Below are 16,125 nucleotides of genomic sequence, written 5' to 3' on the forward strand. Positions count from 1 at the left end.
GCGCCTGGACCGGCGCCGCTCGCGCGGACCGGCTTCTCGCCGTCGTGGTTCCTCGTTGGATGGTTGCGGTGTTCGCGGCCGCAGATGGTCGCGATGGCCGTATGCCCGCCGTGCCTCGGCGCGATACGCACGTTACGACCTGAAACCGTCATCCGTCCATGACAGTACAACGTGCAACTAACTGATTCCGGGGTGCGGTGTGACGGAAAACGCACACCTGACGCTGTAGGAGATACGGGCCGCCGCGCGACCCGTGCCGCGCGACGGCCGGGGCCTCTCCTGTGGGGGGTGGCGGCCCCGGCCGTCGCCTCGGTCCCCACGCCCGGCCGGGACTACTCGTCCCCGCCCCCGCCCCCGCTCACGCCCTCGCCCTCTCCCTCGGCGGCGGACCGGCCGCGGCCCTCCCCGGTCTCCCCCCGGCCGTCGCCCGGGCGCCCGGCGCTCCCGTCCCGGCCCGCCCGCGCCTGTTGCGGCACCAGCTGTCCGGCCAGCCGTCTCAGACCCCGGTGGGCGGCGGTGCGGACGGCGCCCGGCCGCTTGCCGAGGACGCGCGCGGCGGACGGTCCGTCGAGGCCGACGACGACCCTCAGCAGCACGGCCTCGGCCTGGTCGCGGGGCAGCCGGCGGACGAGGGCGAGCGCGCGCTCCGTGCCGATGGCCTCCATGGCCTGGTCATGGGTGCTGTCCGGGGCGGGCAGGTCCAGCACGTCCGGCTCCAGCGCGGTCCCCCGGGGCCGGGCCCGCCGCCGGCGCAGATGGTCCAGCGCACGGTGCCGGGCGATGGTCGCCGTCCAGCCGCGGAAACCCGCCCCGTCGCCCCGGAACCGGTCCAGGTCCCGGGCGATCTCCAGCCAGGCGTCGGCGGCCACGTCCTCGGCGTCGTCGCCGACGAGGGAGCGCAGGTAGGCGAGCAGGCCGGGCTGCACCAGCCGGTAGGCGACCGCGAAGGCGTCCTCGTCGCCCTCCTGGGCCCGCGCGACGGCCGCGCCCAGTTCGGCGTCGTACGCCTGCGCGCGGCGGGCTTCCCCTCCGTGGCCCAAGTACCGTCCTCGTCCGTAGCGAGTCCCTGGTGTGCGCGCACCGGGTGACCGGCCACGCGCACGCCCCCAAGGTCATCAGCGTCGCGGCGGACGGAAGTGTCACTGCCGCCGGCCCCGGCCGTTCAGGCCCGCACCACCGGGCCCAGGGCCTCCCGGCACAGCAACCGCAGCGACCCGTGGCCGCCGAAGCAGCGCCGGGCCTCGTCGATGGGATCCCAGAACCGTCCGTCCGCGGTGCGCACCCAGTGCTCACCGCCGGTCGCCCACCACTCGGCGCCGCCCTCGCGGACGATCACCTCGCCGGCGTAGGCGCCGAAGCCGCGCAGCGCGCTCTCCACGGCGGCGTACGGCGTGCGCTCGCGGCGTATCTCCTCGATCACCCGGTCCACCCGCCACAGGCTGCGCGCCGAGTAGTCCAGGCGCAGCCGGGCGCCCTCGCGCATCGCCGCCACGGTGTCCGCCGCCCAGCGCGCCGGCCGGGTGGCGGCGTGCGGCCGGTTGTGCTGCCGATTCGTCACTTGCTGCGCTGTCACATAGGGGTGAGCGCGGCAGGGGCCTTTCGCGTCACACGGATCCGGGCGGTTTCGGCAACCCTTCCAGGACCCGCGCAGCATGCCCGCAGGACGCTCACAGGATCGTCCGGGCGTCCACGGGCCCGGGCCGCTCACCCCGTGGTCACACCCGTCCGCGCGCCCGGCGCGAGACCACCGCGCGCAGCACCCGGCGGCCCTCCGTGGAGACCGCGAGGGCCTGGCGCAGACCGGCGGCGCCGTGTCCGGCGACGAGTTCGAGGACGGTGATCTGGCGGCGCAGCTCCGCCGCGACGAGGGGGGACACGCCGTCCGGGCCGCCCTCGCCCGGACCCGCCCCGGCCCGGGCCAGTTCCAGGGCGTCGGGGAGGGAGCCGGCCGGGACGGGGGCCTCGGCCGGGTCGAGGATGCGGTGGATCCGCAGGGAGGCCATCGAGCAGGCGTCGGCCCACTCCCGCACGCCGCCGGCGGACCGGGCGGCCGGCGCCGTGGCGAGCATCCCGCGGGCCAGCAGCGCGGCCTCGTCCTCGGCGGGCTCCTCCGGTCCGGCCGCGGCGAGTGCGCCGCGCACCTGCTCCAGACGTTCGGCCCAGCCCTCCCCGGTCCCCTCCGCGAGGACGCCCCACAGCGGGCGCAGCACCTCGTCGTCGCCGCCGAGCAGGGGCAGACACCGATCCAAACAAGCCAGCCCGCTGGCGGCCAGCCCACGCTCGTCGGCCCGCGCGATCAGTTCCACCAGGCTCATGTACGCCTCCCCGCCAGGGCCCCGGCCTTCGCGAAGGCCGCATTTTCCGCTGCCGCGCGTGCGGCCGCCCCGTAGTGTCACACGACCGTCACACGCAGTCGAGGGTGAAGACGTAAGAAAGATTTCGGCCACCGCCGGTCCCGTAGCCCGGCGCCGGTCTCCGGCAGGCCGATCGGCGCGGGTGGCGCGCTTCCGCACGGCGCGCTCGGCCGCCGCGCGCCGGGAGCGGGTCGGAATCGGGTCGGGAGCGGGCCGTGGCGCGCCGTCAGCCCAGTCGGGTCGCCAGCGCCCTGAAGTCCGTCCAGGACAGGGCCGGCTTCCGCGGGTCCCACAGTTTCTGGGCGGTCGCCCGCAACGGCATGCGGATGCCGGCGGCCACCTGGTCCTGGGTCTGGGAGTTCGCGAGGTCGCACCACACCGCGAGGACGCCGCCCAGGATCTGGGCGTCGTACCGGGCGGGGACCGCCTCGGTGCCGCGCAGCACCCGCGGGGTCCACTGCTCGTAGATGCGCTGTCCGGTCGGGTAGACGAAGGTCTGCGGCTCGCCGAGGACGTAGTAGAGGAACTCGTCGTTGTAGTTGATCACCTCGCGGCCGGCGCCCAGGTAGACGGCGGGCCGGCGGGCGCCGATCTCCTTGCCGGTCCAGTAGGCGACCTCGATGTCCTCGGCCGGCTGGTGGGAGGCGCTCCGGTAGAAGCCGTCGTTCCAGGCGCGCGGGGCGCGGTCGTGCGCGCGGACGGCGGCGGCGCGGTCGTCGAGCCAGCCGGTGGTGAGGTCGGCCACGGTGCCGCCCGAGCCGTACGCCTGCTTCGCGGCGGCGGCCAGCTGCGGGTAGGACGCCTCGGGGTCGCGCACGGTCAGCGCCTGGTACTCGTCGCCGCCCAGGTTCCAGTAGCCGCCGGGGAAGACGCCCGCGAACTCGTCGAGGAGGTCGTCGACGATCTCGGCCGCCGCGGGCTTGGAGATGTCGACGGCGCCCTTGGTCGGCACGCCCCGCGCGTCGCGCAGCTGGAGGTCGGGGTGGGCGGCGATGACCGCGCCCAGGTGGCCCGGGGAGTCGATCTCCGGCACGACGGTGACGTGCCGGCTCGCGGCCAGGTCGACGATCTGCTTGACCTGCGCCTTGGTGAGGTGGTCCCGGGAGACGATCTCGGGGTGCGTGTCGGACTGGAGGCGGAAGGCCTGGTCGTCGGAGAAGTGCAGCCCCAGTTCGTTGTACTTGAGGTCGCCCAGCTCCCTTATTCGGTCCTCGATCCAGTCGGCCGAGAACGGCTTGCGGGCGATGTCGAGCATGAAGCCGCGGCGCGGTTTGGCCGGCGCGTCGTTCACCACGCCCTCGGGCGCGGTCCCGCCGCCGCGCACCTCCTGCTTCAGGGTGCGGGTGCCGTAGAAGACACCCGCGTCGGACGGCCCGGCGATGGTCACGCCGCCGCCGCGCACGGTCATGGTGTAGGACTCGGGGGCGCCCGCCCGGCCGCCGCCCAGGGTGAGGCGCACGTCCCCGGGCCGGGTGTCCTCGCGCTCGCCCGCGTAGTCCAGGCCCAGCTCGCTCGCCGTCAGCCGCCCCTCGTCGGCCAGGGAGGCGTCGGTCACCACGACCCGGCCGCCGCGGGCCGGCCGCCAGCCGGGACCGCGGGCGGCGGTGTGCGAGCGCACGGCGGGGATGGTCCGCGGCGCCCGCGACAGGGGGTAGGAGCGGGTGGGGCTCGGGCTCGCCGAGGCCGGGGAGGAGGCCCCCGAGGGCGCCTCGGACGCGCTGCGCGCCGATCCCGCGGGTGACCCGTCACCGCCGGAGGCCCGGACGCCGAGCCCCACGCCGAGCGCGACCGTGACCACGAACGCCCCGCCGGCCACCACGCGTCCGCGCCCCGGCCTTCGCGCCGGAGCCCGGCGCCGCCTGTGCTGACTCACACGGCCAACTTAAGGCCTGCGCACGGGAGATCCGTCCACTGGACGTCCTCAAACTCGGCCGTCCGGGTGAAATCCGCGCGCCCGGTGAACAGGTGATGATCAACCCGGCTAACGTAGGCGCACAGCTCTCACGACATCCCCCTGCCGACCCGCGCGGGACGCCCGCACCGGGCGCGCCCGCATCCCACGCCGAGGACCCACGCTGCCCGCGCAGACCCTGGAGCACTTCAACGCCGCCCCGCCCGACGAGGCCCGCCGCACCCTCCTGACCTGCCTGCACAGCTCCCGCTGGGCCCACCGCCTCGCCGCCCACCGCCCCTACCCGGACCTCCCCGCCCTGCTGGCGGCGGCCGACGAGGCGGCGTACGACCTGGGTCCGGACGACCTGACGGAGGCACTGGCGGGGGAGCACCTGCCGACGCTGCCCGCGCCGATCTACGCGGCCGCCTCCATGGCCCTGAGCGCGGCCGCCGCGGCCTACGAGGCGAGATTCGGACACACGTTCGCCATCTGCCTCGACGGCGTCGCCCCCGACGAGACCCTGAACCGGGTCCTGGCCGCGATCCGGTCACGATTGGCGAACGATCCGGAGGACGAGCGGGTGGTGACGGCGGACGAACTCCGCCGCCTCGCCAGGCAGCGGCTGGGCGAGGCGCTGAGGGACGCGGGACCGTGTCCTCCGCCGCCCCGGCCGCGACAGGGGTCCCCGCTGGTCGAGCGGAGCCGGGGACTTGGGGAAGCGACCGGCCCCGACGGACCCGCGCCCGGCGAGCGGCGGAAGGCCCCCGTCCGGTAGCCGCCGCCGCTAATCCGTCCGTGCACGTTTGAGTGCCAGTTTGATCACACCGGCAGGCCCCCTGCAAAGCTCGCGGCGGCGCATCGCTACGATGCTGGGGGCCGGTGGACCGTACCCGGCCGGGCCCGACCGACAGTGAAGCCGGCGCGGCCCTAGTCCCCGCTCCCGGAGGGTTCTTCCGTGCCGGCTGGAACGCTGTACCGCGGACGGGAAGGAATGTGGTCCTGGGTGGCTCACCGAGTCACCGGCGTCCTCATCTTCTTCTTCCTGTTCGTCCACGTGCTGGACACCGCGCTCGTCCGCGTGTCTCCCGAGGACTACGACAAGGTCGTGTCCACGTACAAGACCCCGATCGTCGCGTGCCTGGAGTACGGCCTCGTGGCCGCCATCCTCTTCCACGCGCTCAACGGCCTTCGTGTCATCGCCGTCGACTTCTGGGCCAAGGGCGCCCGCTACCAGAAGCAGATGCTCTGGACCGTCGTCGGCGTCTGGGTCGTGCTCATGATCGGGGCCATCTACCCCGTCCTCGGCCACGCCGCTCGAGTCGTCTTCGGGAGCTGACGCGCATGTCCACCACTGAATCCCCCGCTTCCGGCATCGGCCCGGTCGAAGGCGCCTCCGTCTACACCGTGGACAACCCGGCGCCGTTCATCGAGGCCCCGCGCAAGCGCACCAAGAAGACCCCGAAGTCGACCCGGGGCAACTTCGAGATGTACGGCTGGCTGTTCATGCGGCTGTCCGGCATCGTGCTGGTCGTCCTGGTCATCGGGCACCTGCTGATCCAGCTCGTCCTGGACGGCGGCGTCTCCAAGGTCGGATTCGCCTTCGTCGCGGGCCGCTGGGCCTCCCCCTGGTGGCAGGTCTGGGACCTGCTGATGCTGTGGCTGGCCATGCTGCACGGCTGCAACGGCCTGCGCACCGTGATCAACGACTACGCGGAGCGCGCCAACACGCGGCTGTGGCTGAAGGGCCTGCTCTACACCGCCACGGTGTGGACCATCCTGCTGGGCACGCTGGTGATCTTCACCTTCGACCCGAACATCCGATAGGCACGGGGCTGAGGCATCCACTCATGAAGATCCACAAGTACGACACCGTCATCGTCGGCGCCGGCGGCGCCGGTATGCGCGCCGCCATCGAGTCGACGAAGCGCAGCCGCACCGCCGTGCTGACCAAGCTCTACCCCACCCGCTCCCACACGGGCGCCGCGCAGGGCGGCATGGCCGCCGCGCTGGCCAACGTGGAGGAGGACAACTGGGAGTGGCACACCTTCGACACGGTCAAGGGCGGTGACTACCTGGTCGACCAGGACGCCGCCGAGATCCTGGCGAAGGAGGCCATCGACTCCGTCCTCGACCTGGAGAAGATGGGCCTGCCGTTCAACCGCACCCCGAACGGCACCATCGACCAGCGCCGCTTCGGCGGTCACTCGCGCAACCACGGCGAGGCCCCGGTCCGCCGCTCCTGCTACGCGGCCGACCGCACCGGCCACATGATCCTGCAGACGCTGTACCAGAACTGCGTCAAGGAGGGCGTGGAGTTCTTCAACGAGTTCTACGTCCTGGACCAGCTGATCACCGAGGTCGACGGCGTCAAGCGCTCGGCCGGCGTGGTGGCCTACGAGCTGGCGACCGGTGAGATCCACGTCTTCCAGGCGAAGTCCGTGATCTACGCCTCCGGCGGCTGCGGCAAGTTCTTCAAGGTGACCTCCAACGCGCACACCCTGACCGGTGACGGCCAGGCCGCCGTGTACCGGCGCGGGCTGCCGCTGGAGGACATGGAGTTCTTCCAGTTCCACCCGACCGGCATCTGGCGCATGGGCATCCTGCTCACCGAGGGCGCCCGCGGCGAGGGCGGCATCCTGCGCAACAAGGACGGCGAGCGCTTCATGGAGAAGTACGCTCCCGTCATGAAGGACCTGGCGTCCCGTGACGTCGTGTCCCGCTCCATCTACACGGAGATCCGCGAGGGCCGCGGCTGCGGTCCCGAGGGCGACCACGTCTACCTCGACCTCACGCACCTCCCGCCGGAGCAGCTGGACGCCAAGCTGCCCGACATCACCGAGTTCGCGCGCACCTACCTCGGCATCGAGCCCTACACGGACCCGATCCCGATCCAGCCGACGGCGCACTACGCCATGGGCGGCATCCCGACCAACGTCGAGGGCGAGGTCCTGGCGGACAACACCACCGTCGTCCCCGGCCTGTACGCGGCCGGCGAGGTGGCCTGCGTGTCCGTGCACGGCGCCAACCGCCTGGGCACCAACTCGCTGCTGGACATCAACGTGTTCGGCCGTCGGGCCGGCATCGCCGCCGCCGAGTACGCGCACACGGCGGACTTCGTCGAGCTGCCGGAGGACCCGGCCTCGCTCGTCGTCGAGCAGATCGAGCACCTGCGCAACTCCACGGGCACCGAGCGCGTGGCGGAGCTGCGCCGCGAGCTGCAGGAGACCATGGACGCCAACGTCATGGTGTTCCGCACCGAGCAGACGATCAAGACGGCGGTCGAGAAGATCGCCGAGCTGCGCGAGCGCTACAAGAACGTGGCGATCCAGGACAAGGGCAAGCGGTTCAACACCGACCTCCTGGAGGCCATCGAGCTGGGCAACCTGCTGGACCTGGCCGAGGTCATGGCGGTCTCCGCCCTGGCCCGCAAGGAGTCCCGCGGCGGTCACTACCGCGAGGACTACCCGAACCGCGACGACGTCAACTTCATGCGCCACACCATGGCGTACCGCGAGGTCGGCGCCGACGGGTCCGAATCCATCCGTCTCGACTACAAGCCGGTCGTCCAGACCCGCTACCAGCCGATGGAGCGTAAGTACTGATGGCAACCCCTGTTCTGGACAAGGCGGACGCGGCCGGGCAGCCCGAGCCGGGATTCGGCGACTCCCCCTACATCACCGTCACCTTCCGCATCCGCCGGTTCAACCCGGAGGTCTCGGCGGAGGCGGTCTGGGAAGACTTCCAGCTGGAGATCGACCCCAAGGAGCGCGTCCTCGACGGTCTGCACAAGATCAAGTGGGACCTGGACGGCACGCTGACGTTCCGCCGCTCCTGCGCGCACGGCATCTGCGGCTCGGACGCCATGCGGATCAACGGCAAGAACCGCCTCGCCTGCAAGACGCTGATCAAGGACATCAACCCCGAGAAGCCGATCACGGTCGAGCCCATCAAGGGCCTGACGGTCCTCAAGGACCTGGTCGTCGACATGGAGCCGTTCTTCCAGGCGTACCGGGACGTGATGCCCTTCCTGATCACGAAGGACACCAACGAGCCCACGCGCGAGCGGCTGCAGTCCGCCGAGGACCGGGCGCGCTTCGACGACACCACGAAGTGCATCCTGTGCGCGGCCTGCACCTCCTCCTGCCCGGTGTTCTGGAACGACGGCCAGTACTTCGGTCCGGCCGCGATCGTGAACGCCCACCGCTTCATCTTCGACAGCCGTGACGAGGCCGGTGAGCAGCGCCTGGAGATCCTGAACGACAAGGACGGCGTCTGGCGCTGCCGCACCACCTTCAACTGCACCGACGCCTGCCCCCGCGGCATCGAGGTGACGAAGGCGATCGCCGAGGTGAAGCGGGCGCTGATCACGCGCCGCTTCTGAGTCCGGCCCCGTCTCCGGCACGCACGTGAAGGGCCCCGCTCCGACAGGAGCGGGGCCCTTCACGTGCTTCCGGCGGCCCCCGCCGTGGCGGTGCGGTGGTGCGCCGGGCGGGTGACCCGGGGACCGGTCGCCCGGGGTGTGCGCCGGGGCGCCTCCCGGGGCCGTACCTAATCTGATCGCATGTCAGATGACGAGTCGTACGAGCTGCTCGGGTTCGACAACGTGCTGCTGCCCGTGGGAGACCTCGACGAGGCCGTCCGCTTCTACGGGCGGGCCGGCTTCGAGGTGGCGTTCCGGCTGGACGAGGCCGGCATCGCGCTGCTGAAGGTCGGCGGCGAGACGCCGGGCATCCTGCTGCGGACCGAGGAGGCGCTCGGCCACCGGACGCCGCCGTGGCCCTCCCCGCGCCTGTGGCTGGAGGTCCCGGACGCCCGGGCGGCGGCGCGGGAACTGACCCGGGCCCAGATCGCGCTGCTGGACGAGCCGGCGGCGGTGGCGACCGGCTGGACGGTGGAGATCGCCGACCCGTGGGGCAACGTCCTCGGCTTCACCGACTACACCAAGCGCCCGGAGCTGGGCCGCCGGCCGTGATCACCCGGGGCTCAGCACTCCCGGAGCCGGGCCGTCGGCCGTGACCACTCAGGGCGCAGCACTAGGCTCTCCCCGTGCCCGAGAAGAACATCAGCAAGTCCGAGCAGACGCGTGCCCTGATCCTGGAGACGGCCATGCGGCTGTTCCAGGAGCGCGGCTACGACAAGACGACCATGCGGGCCATCGCCAAGGAGGCCGGGGTCTCGGTCGGCAACGCGTACTACTACTTCGAGGGCAAGGAGCACCTGATCCAGGGCTTCTACGACCGGATCGCCGCCGAGCACCAGGCGGCGGTACGGGAGGTCCTGGACCGGGAGAGCGACCTGGAGGCGCGGCTCGCCGGCGTGCTGAAGACCTGGCTGGACATCGCCACGCCGTACCACGAGTTCGCGGTGCAGTTCTTCAAGAACGCGGCCGACCCCGACAGCCCGCTCAGCCCCTTCTCCCCCGAGTCCGAGCACGCGCGCGAGGAGGCCGTCAGCGTCCACAAGGAGGTGCTGTACGGGGCGAGGACGAAGGTGGCGCCGGAACTGCGCGAGGTGCTGCCCGAGTTGATGTGGCTGGCCCAGATGGGGCTGGTCCTGTACTGGGTGTTCGACCGCACGGAGGGCCGCGAGCGCAGCTACCGGCTGGCCGAGCGCGGCGCCCGCCTCACCGCGCGGGGCGTCTCGCTGGCCCGCTTCCGGGTGCTGCGACCCCTCGTCCTGGAGGTCCACGAGCTGTTCACGGACTTCCTGCCGGGCATGACGAGGGCGCTGCCCGACCCGGCGGCCAAGGACCGCCGGGCCGGCTCCGCGGTCAGATCCAGGTGAGCTTCCACAGCCGGAAGACGCCCGTGGCGTCCGACAGGTACTGGCCGCCGCCGATGTCCTCCGTGGTGACGACGTACTCCTTCTGCTGCCACAGCGGGATCAGCGGCACGTCGTCGGCGACGTCGCCCTGCAGGTCGCGGAAGTCGGAGGAGGTCCGGCTGCGGTCGGCGTAGCGCCGGCTGTCGGTGATCAGGCGGTCGACGGCCTTGCTGCTGTAGCCGGTGTTCATGCTGGAGCCGGTGCCGACGAGCGGGGCGCCGAAGGTGTCCGGGTCGGGGTAGTCGGCGACCCAGCCGACCGCCCAGGCGTCGATCTTGCCGGCCGTGTACCGCTTCTGGAAGTCGGTCCACTCGTAGCCCTTGACGTCGACCTTGAACAGGCCGCTCGCCTCCAGCTGCTTCTTGAGCATCGCGGCTTCCTCGGCGCCCGCGCCGCGCCCGGCGCCGTAGCCGAAGGTGAAGCGCACCGGGACGGAGACACCGGCCTCGGTCAGCAGCTCGCGCGCCTTCTTGGCGCTCTGCGCCGGATAGGCGTCGAAGAAGGACGTGGTGTGGCCGGTGAGGCCGGCCGGGATCAGCGAGTACAGCGGGTCGACGGTCCCGTCGTACACGTCGGAGGCCAGCTGCTCGCGGTTGACCAGCCAGGCGATGGCGCGGCGGACGCGGGCGTCGTGCAGCGGCGAGGAGGAGTGGGTGTTGAGGTACAGGTTGCGGGTCTCGGAGCTGTCGCTCACCGACACGCGCTGGTCGGGGTCGCTCGGGTTGAGCCCGGCGAGCACCTTGGGCGTCAGGGTGCGGGTGGCGACGTCGATGCCCTTGTCCTGCCAGGCCTTGTCGAGCGCGTTGCCGTCGTCGTAGTAGCGCAGCCGGACGGGCTTGCCGGCGCCGCTGCCGGCGCCCTCGTAGGAGCCGTTGGGCTCCAGATCGGCGGACTTGCCCTTGGCGTACCCGGACAGGCGGTACGGGCCGGTGCCGTCGGCCTCGCTGCCGGTGCGCAGCGCGTCCAGCGGGTAGCGGGTGTGGTCGACGATGGAGCCGGCCCCGGTGGCCACCTTGAACGGGAAGGTGGCGTCGGGCGTGGACAGGTGGAACGTGACGGTCAGGCCGGAGGCGTCCACCGAGCCGAGGGTGTCGAACAGGGACGACGGGCCGACGTCGGACTTGATCTTCTTGACCCGGTCGAAGGAGTACTTCGCGTCCTCGGCGGTCATCGTCCGGCCGCTCGGGAACTTCAGGCCCTCGCGCAACTCGCAGCGGTAGGTGCGCAGCGTGCCGTCGGTGAAGGCGCAGTGCTCGGCGGCGTCCGGCACGGGGGTGGTGCCGTCGGACTCGAACGTCAGCAGGGACTGGAAGACGTTGCTGTACAGGGCCCAGGAGCCGGCGTCATAGGCGCCGGCCGGGTCGAGCGAGGTGACGGCGTCCGTGGTGCCGACGGTGATCGCCTTGTCGTTGTCGCCCTGGGACGGCAGCAGTCGCCAGGCCCCCACACCCACGACCGCCAGTACGAGCAGCGTCAGCAGAATCCGCATGCGAACCGACCGCATCGGTGATGTCCCTCCCGGGCCCGCCCCGGGCCGTCGTGCATATGCCACACACGTGAGTGGCGCGGCTACCTAATCACAGGTTTTTCACCTGGGGGAAGAGGATTCTGGAGAGAATGAAAAGACGTTATGAAGAAGCGTTGTCAGTTCGTTTCACAGCGGGCTCTCAGACGGCAGCGAAATGACCGTTCTGGCGTTTCGCGTCCGGTTTCGCGGCTGCTTCGGGGTGAGTTGAGGAGAGGGCGCGCGCGTGTCCCGCGCGCCCGCGGCCCGGGTCGGCTCTCCCGGGGGCTATGACGTCCGGCGCAGTGCGCGCAGTCCGCGCAACCCGATGACCCCGATGACCGTCCCCATAACGAAGGAGACGACGGCCAGCGCCAGGTGCACCCAGAAGTACGCCGTCGGGTGCCCGTGGTCGAACGCGAGTCCGCTGCCGTCCTTGACGAGGTTCTTGACGAAAGTGATCCAGATGATCCAGCTCCACACCCCGAAGGCGAGCAGGAACCAGGAGACCGGGCGGCTGAGCTTCATACCCTCAGTATCGCTGCCGGGCGCCCGGGGCCGGGCCGGGGGTGGGACCGGGGACTCGGGCGCGGCCCCCCGGGACGCGGCAGGTACGTTTCCGACCGTGCCCGCATCGCAGAAGACCGTCCGGCGGACCCTGCTGGTCGCCTCCGCCGCCCTGTTGTCCGTGTCACTGACCGCGCCCGCGGCGCTGGCCGCGCCGGCCCCGAAGAAGAGCGCCGCCGCTCCCCCGGCGCACATGTCGACCGTGGGCGGCGCCCGCCTCGGCCTGACGGGCACCCAGGTCGACCTGGCCGGCGGCGCCCCCGTGCTGCCCAAGGACCTCACCGCCCGCTCCTGGATCGTGGCCGACGCCGAGTCCGGGCAGGTCCTCGCCGCGCACAACGCGCACTGGGAACTGCCTCCCGCCAGCACCCTGAAGATGCTGTTCGCCGACACCGTCCTGCCCAAGTTCCCCCGCACCCTGAAGCACAAGGCCGTCGCGAGCGACCTGGCCGGCATGGGCGAGGGCTCCAGCCTGGTCGGCATAAAGGAGAACGAGACCTACTCGGTCCACGACCTGTGGCTCGGCGTCTTCCTGCGCTCGGGCAACGACGCCGTGCACGTGCTGTCCGCGATGAACGGCGGCGTCGGCCGGACCGTGGCGGACATGAACGCGCACGCCCACGACCTCCAGGCGCTCGACACCCATGTCGTCAGCCCGGACGGCTACGACGCCCCCCGCCAGGTCTCCTCCGCCTACGACCTGACCCTGTTCGCCCGCTCCGGGCTGCAGAAGAAGGACTTCAGGGAGTACTGCTCGACCGTGCGGGCCCAGTTCCCCGGCGAGACGAAGAAGGACAAGAAGGGGAAGACCACCCGGGGTTCCTTCGAGATCCAGAACACCGACCGGCTGCTGAGCGGCGACTACGACATCTCCGTGTACCCGGGCATCGCGGGGGTGAAGAACGGCAACACCACCAACGCGGGCGCCACCTTCACCGGCGTCGCCGAACGCGGCGGCAGGGTGCTGCTCGTGACGGTGATGAACCCCGAGAAGAAGGAGCACAACGAGGTCTACCGGGAGACGGCGAAGCTGTTCGACTGGGGCTTCAAGGCGGCCGGCAAGGTGCGGCCGGTGGGCGAACTGGTGCCGCCGGAGAGCGCCGAGCCGGCGGGCGGCGCGAAGGCCGGCGCGACGCCCTCGGCCGGACCGGCCGGCGGCGGGCGGGGCGGCTCGGCCGAGCCGGTCGCGAGCGCCTCGGTGAGCGGCCGCTCCGGCGGCATGGGCGTCGCCCTCGGCATCGCCGGCGGGGTGCTGGTGCTGCTCGCGGCCGGGGCCTGGCTGGTCAACCGGCGCTGGCCGCTGCCGGACCTGATGCGCCGCCGTCCCCGTCCCTGAGCTCCCCCGCCCCTCCCGAAGCCGCCTTGCTGCCCGTGGCCGTCCAGGCCGCGCAGTACAGCACCAGCTTGGACGTGAAGTTGATCCACAGCAGCAGGGCGACCGGGACCCCGAACGCGCCGTACACGCTCTTCGCCGCCACGCCCTGGATGTAGCCGCTGAGCAGCAGCTTCAGCAGCTCGAAACCGACCGCGCCGAGCAGCGCGGCCACCAGCAGCCGGCGGCGCGGCGGCTCGACGCCGGGCAGCAGGGTCAGGACGTACAGCAGGACCAGGAAGTCGGCGAGCACGGCGACGACGAACGCCGCGACGCGCAGCACCACGCTGCCCCAGCCGTGTTCGTCGAGGCCGATCTGCCGCGACACCCAGCCCACGGCGGCCGAGGCGACGGCGGAGGCGGTGAAGGTGACCAGGACCGCGCCGCCCAGGCCGACCAGGATCCCCGCGTCCTTGAGCCTGCTCAGCAGCGGGTTCTCCGCGGGGTCGGCCCGCTCCCACACGGCGCGCAGGCAGTCGCGCATCTGTGCCACCCAGTTGACGCCGGTCAGCAGCAGCACGGCGCCCGCGATGACGCCGACCGTCCCGGCGTTCTGCGCCAGGGAGGCGATGTCGAGTTCGTTGCCCAGCCCCGGGAACTGCTGGGCGATCTTGCTCTCCAGGGTGTGCTGTTGCGTGCCGGTGAGCGTGGCGGCGCCGACCGCGGCGGCCACCGTCAACAGCGGGAAGAGCGCGATGAAGCTGACGAACGTCATGGCGGCGGCCAGCCGCGTCCACTTCACCCGGTCCAGGCGCTCGTACGACCGCCAGGCGTGCGTGAGCATCAGCCGTGCCAGCCACGGGCCGACGACCGGGAGGTTCTTCAGCCAGTCCATGGACGGACCGTTCCCGCTCAGCGGGCGCGCCAACACCGCGTTTCTGCGACAAAGCGCCCATGACCGGGCGATACAGTCGGCTGCCGTGAAGGATGCCTCCGGTCTCGCCCGTCTCCCCCAGTCCCTGCTCGTCCTCGGCGGCACGTCCCCGATCGCGCTGGCCACCGCGCACCGGCTGATCGCGCGCCGCACCCGCACGGTGTGGCTGGCGGGTCGCCCCTCGCCCGCGCTGGAGGAGGCCGCCCGGCATCTGCGCACCCTCGGCGCCGAGGTGCGCACGGTCGACTTCGACGCGCTGGACACCGAGGCCCACGAGAGCGCGCTGGGCAAGGTGTTCGCCGAGGGCGGCGTCGACATGGTGCTGATGTCCTTCGGAATCCCGGGCGACCAGGCGTACGACGAGCGGGACCCGCCGGCCGCGGTGCGGGTCGCGCGGACCAACTACACCGGGGCCGTCTCCGCGGGGCTGGTGGCCGCGCGGCTGCTGCAGAACCAGGGCCACGGCACGCTGGTCGTGCTCTCGTCGGCCGCCGGCGAGCGGGCCCGCCGCACCGACTTCATCTACGGCTCCAGCAAGGCCGGCCTGGACGTCTTCGCCCAGGGCCTGGGCGACGCCCTGTACGGCACCGGCGTGCACGTCATGGTCGTCCGCCCCGACTTCGTGCGCTCCCGGGCGACGGCCGACCGCACGGCGACGCTGCTCGCGACCACGCCGGAGGAGGTCGCCACGGCTGTCGAGCTGGGGCTGCGGCGGCGCTCGGAGACGGTATGGGTGCCGGGAGTGCTCCGGATCGTGACGACGGCGCTGCGGCACCTGCCGCGCGCGCTGTACCGCCGGCTGCCGCTGTAGCGCGGGCGCGCGGGCTTCCGACGCCGGCGGCTCGGCGCGGGGGTTGTCGACGCGGGAGGCTCGGCGCGGCCGGGGCGGCGTGGGATCTCGGCGCGCGGCGGGCCCGGCGCGGGGGTGCTCAGCGGGTGGGGAGCGTGCCGCGGTCGGCGGGGGCCGCCTGCGGCGGCACCATCCCGCAGCCGCCGAAGGTGAACTCGCGCAGCTTGTGCCACACCCCGGCCGCGTCCTGCTGGTGCAGGGCGAAGCCGGTGCACGGCCACTCGGCCCGGTAGCCGGCCAGCTCCGCCAGGGCGCGGTCCATCGCCGCCTCGTCGATGCCGTGCGCCACCGTGACGTGCGGGTGGTAGGGGAACTGGAGTTCGCGCGCCAGCGGCCCGGAGGTGGCGCGGACCCGCTGCTGCAGCCGGCCGCAGGCCTCGGCGCCCTCGACGACCCGGACGTACACCACCGGCGACAGCGGCCGGAAGGTGTCCGTGCCGGACAGCCGCATCGTGAAGGGGCGCCCGGCCGCGGCGACCTCGGTCAGATGGGCCTCGACGGCCGGCAGCTCGGCGGCCTCGACCTCGGTCGGCGGCAGCAGCGTGACGTGTGTGGGAATGCCGTGAGCCGCGGCGTCACCGAAGCCCGCGCGCCGCTCCTGGAGCAGGCTGCCGTGAGGCTCCGGGACCGCGATCGACACGCCGATCGTTACGGTCCCCACGTCGTCTCCTGTCGTCGTACCGATGGTCTGTGCTCGTGCCGGGCGTCGCTTCCGTCGCGCTCCCGGCCGTTTCGTCCCGACCGCTCGGATCCCGGCCGTTTCGTCGCGGCCGTTCGGTCCCGGCCGTTTCGTCACGGCCGTCCGGCTTTCGACTGTACGGCCACCGGCGGGCTCAGGGCAGGCACGGACACAGTGATGTGCGGCGCTCTGCCCGGCCCGCCGCGCG

General features: G+C 72.4%; 17 protein-coding genes. 9 read left to right on the forward strand and 8 right to left on the reverse strand.

Translation table 11 applies throughout. The features are described from left to right. Positions 1-332: 332 nt before the first annotated feature. The 4 genes from ACH5A8_RS18815 to ACH5A8_RS18830 all read right to left on the reverse strand — a co-directional run bounded on the left by ACH5A8_RS18815 (position 333) and on the right by ACH5A8_RS18830 (position 4,227). Positions 333-1,040 carry an RNA polymerase sigma factor gene (locus ACH5A8_RS18815; protein ID WP_399003295.1) on the reverse strand — a complete coding sequence of 236 codons (708 nt, stop codon included), beginning with the start codon at positions 1,038-1,040 and terminating at the stop codon, positions 333-335. 122 nt (positions 1,041-1,162) lie between these two features. Next, entirely contained in the window at positions 1,163-1,558 is a 396-nt protein-coding gene (locus ACH5A8_RS18820; RefSeq protein WP_399003297.1) for a hypothetical protein, read from the reverse strand. Between the two features lie 157 nt (positions 1,559-1,715). Next, the gene (locus ACH5A8_RS18825; protein WP_399003299.1) at positions 1,716-2,315 is read right to left on the reverse strand and encodes a hypothetical protein; all 600 of its coding nucleotides are present in this window, start codon (positions 2,313-2,315) and stop codon (positions 1,716-1,718) included. 265 nt (positions 2,316-2,580) lie between these two features. Beyond that, positions 2,581-4,227 carry a glycoside hydrolase family 20 protein gene (locus tag ACH5A8_RS18830; protein ID WP_399003301.1) on the reverse strand — a complete coding sequence of 549 codons (1,647 nt, stop codon included), beginning with the start codon at positions 4,225-4,227 and terminating at the stop codon, positions 2,581-2,583. Positions 4,228-4,408: 181 nt separating this feature from the next. Between ACH5A8_RS18830 and ACH5A8_RS18835 the strand changes: the two genes are divergently transcribed. From ACH5A8_RS18835 to ACH5A8_RS18865, 7 genes are all read left to right on the forward strand, one after another. Then, positions 4,409-5,023 (forward strand): 2-oxo-4-hydroxy-4-carboxy-5-ureidoimidazoline decarboxylase, encoded by a 615-nt coding sequence (locus ACH5A8_RS18835; RefSeq protein WP_399003936.1) that lies wholly within the window; start codon positions 4,409-4,411, stop codon positions 5,021-5,023. A gap of 180 nt (positions 5,024-5,203) precedes the next feature. Continuing rightward, positions 5,204-5,584, forward strand: a complete 381-nt coding sequence (gene sdhC, locus ACH5A8_RS18840; protein ID WP_009190275.1) for a succinate dehydrogenase, cytochrome b556 subunit — start codon at positions 5,204-5,206, stop codon at positions 5,582-5,584. A gap of 5 nt (positions 5,585-5,589) precedes the next feature. Beyond that, complete coding sequence (locus ACH5A8_RS18845) at positions 5,590-6,072, forward strand: succinate dehydrogenase hydrophobic membrane anchor subunit (protein WP_164589549.1); 483 nt, start codon at positions 5,590-5,592, stop codon at positions 6,070-6,072. Positions 6,073-6,095: 23 nt separating this feature from the next. After that, the gene (gene sdhA, locus ACH5A8_RS18850; protein ID WP_399003303.1) at positions 6,096-7,850 is read left to right on the forward strand and encodes a succinate dehydrogenase flavoprotein subunit; all 1,755 of its coding nucleotides are present in this window, start codon (positions 6,096-6,098) and stop codon (positions 7,848-7,850) included. After that, the gene (locus ACH5A8_RS18855) at positions 7,850-8,629 is read left to right on the forward strand and encodes a succinate dehydrogenase iron-sulfur subunit (RefSeq protein WP_399003305.1); all 780 of its coding nucleotides are present in this window, start codon (positions 7,850-7,852) and stop codon (positions 8,627-8,629) included. Before sdhA ends, ACH5A8_RS18855 begins: the two co-directional genes overlap by 1 nt. Positions 8,630-8,809: 180 nt before the next feature. Next, positions 8,810-9,220 (forward strand): VOC family protein, encoded by a 411-nt coding sequence (locus ACH5A8_RS18860; RefSeq protein ID WP_399003307.1) that lies wholly within the window; start codon positions 8,810-8,812, stop codon positions 9,218-9,220. A 74-nt stretch (positions 9,221-9,294) separates the two neighbouring features. Next, positions 9,295-10,032 (forward strand): TetR/AcrR family transcriptional regulator, encoded by a 738-nt coding sequence (locus ACH5A8_RS18865; protein WP_399003309.1) that lies wholly within the window; start codon positions 9,295-9,297, stop codon positions 10,030-10,032. Here the strand turns inward: ACH5A8_RS18865 and ACH5A8_RS18870 are convergent. Continuing rightward, positions 10,019-11,560 carry an ABC transporter substrate-binding protein gene (locus ACH5A8_RS18870; RefSeq protein WP_399003311.1) on the reverse strand — a complete coding sequence of 514 codons (1,542 nt, stop codon included), beginning with the start codon at positions 11,558-11,560 and terminating at the stop codon, positions 10,019-10,021. The genes ACH5A8_RS18865 and ACH5A8_RS18870 overlap by 14 nt on opposite strands. A gap of 303 nt (positions 11,561-11,863) precedes the next feature. Next, positions 11,864-12,103, reverse strand: a complete 240-nt coding sequence (locus tag ACH5A8_RS18875; RefSeq protein WP_396318918.1) for an SCO4848 family membrane protein — start codon at positions 12,101-12,103, stop codon at positions 11,864-11,866. Positions 12,104-12,200: 97 nt separating this feature from the next. On the opposite strand from ACH5A8_RS18875, the gene ACH5A8_RS18880 reads away from it, so the two are divergent. Then, positions 12,201-13,478, forward strand: coding sequence for a D-alanyl-D-alanine carboxypeptidase family protein (locus ACH5A8_RS18880; RefSeq protein WP_399003313.1), 1,278 nt, complete (start codon positions 12,201-12,203; stop codon positions 13,476-13,478). On the opposite strand, the gene ACH5A8_RS18885 is transcribed toward ACH5A8_RS18880, so the two are convergent. Continuing rightward, complete coding sequence (locus ACH5A8_RS18885; protein WP_399003315.1) at positions 13,426-14,349, reverse strand: YihY/virulence factor BrkB family protein; 924 nt, start codon at positions 14,347-14,349, stop codon at positions 13,426-13,428. The two genes, ACH5A8_RS18880 and ACH5A8_RS18885, sit on opposite strands and share 53 nt — an antisense overlap. A gap of 85 nt (positions 14,350-14,434) precedes the next feature. On the opposite strand from ACH5A8_RS18885, the gene ACH5A8_RS18890 reads away from it, so the two are divergent. Then, positions 14,435-15,199 carry an SDR family NAD(P)-dependent oxidoreductase gene (locus tag ACH5A8_RS18890; protein ID WP_399003317.1) on the forward strand — a complete coding sequence of 255 codons (765 nt, stop codon included), beginning with the start codon at positions 14,435-14,437 and terminating at the stop codon, positions 15,197-15,199. Positions 15,200-15,317: 118 nt separating this feature from the next. Here the strand turns inward: ACH5A8_RS18890 and ACH5A8_RS18895 are convergent, their stop codons facing one another. Next, positions 15,318-15,899: a 2'-5' RNA ligase family protein gene (locus ACH5A8_RS18895; RefSeq protein ID WP_399003319.1), complete on the reverse strand. Its 582-nt coding sequence runs from the start codon at positions 15,897-15,899 to the stop codon at positions 15,318-15,320. Between the last annotated feature and the right edge of the window lie 226 nt (positions 15,900-16,125).

It is taken from the genome of Streptomyces sp. NPDC018610, assembly GCF_044391765.1.
In the GTDB taxonomy this organism is placed as follows: domain Bacteria; phylum Actinomycetota; class Actinomycetes; order Streptomycetales; family Streptomycetaceae; genus Streptomyces.

Excerpts from the sequence above, each read along its gene's own strand:
- ACH5A8_RS18875 (WP_396318918.1), bottom strand. The coding sequence starts at position 12,103 with ATGAAGCTCAGCCGCCCGGTCTCCTGGTTCCTGCTCGCCTTCGGGGTG.
- ACH5A8_RS18870 (WP_399003311.1), bottom strand. The coding sequence starts at position 11,560 with ATGCGGATTCTGCTGACGCTGCTCGTACTGGCGGTCGTGGGTGTGGGG.
- sdhA (WP_399003303.1), top strand. The coding sequence starts at position 6,096 with ATGAAGATCCACAAGTACGACACCGTCATCGTCGGCGCCGGCGGCGCC.
- ACH5A8_RS18855 (WP_399003305.1), top strand. The coding sequence starts at position 7,850 with ATGGCAACCCCTGTTCTGGACAAGGCGGACGCGGCCGGGCAGCCCGAG.
- ACH5A8_RS18860 (WP_399003307.1), top strand. The coding sequence starts at position 8,810 with ATGTCAGATGACGAGTCGTACGAGCTGCTCGGGTTCGACAACGTGCTG.
- ACH5A8_RS18825 (WP_399003299.1), bottom strand. The coding sequence starts at position 2,315 with ATGAGCCTGGTGGAACTGATCGCGCGGGCCGACGAGCGTGGGCTGGCC.
- ACH5A8_RS18845 (WP_164589549.1), top strand. The coding sequence starts at position 5,590 with ATGTCCACCACTGAATCCCCCGCTTCCGGCATCGGCCCGGTCGAAGGC.
- ACH5A8_RS18885 (WP_399003315.1), bottom strand. The coding sequence starts at position 14,349 with ATGGACTGGCTGAAGAACCTCCCGGTCGTCGGCCCGTGGCTGGCACGG.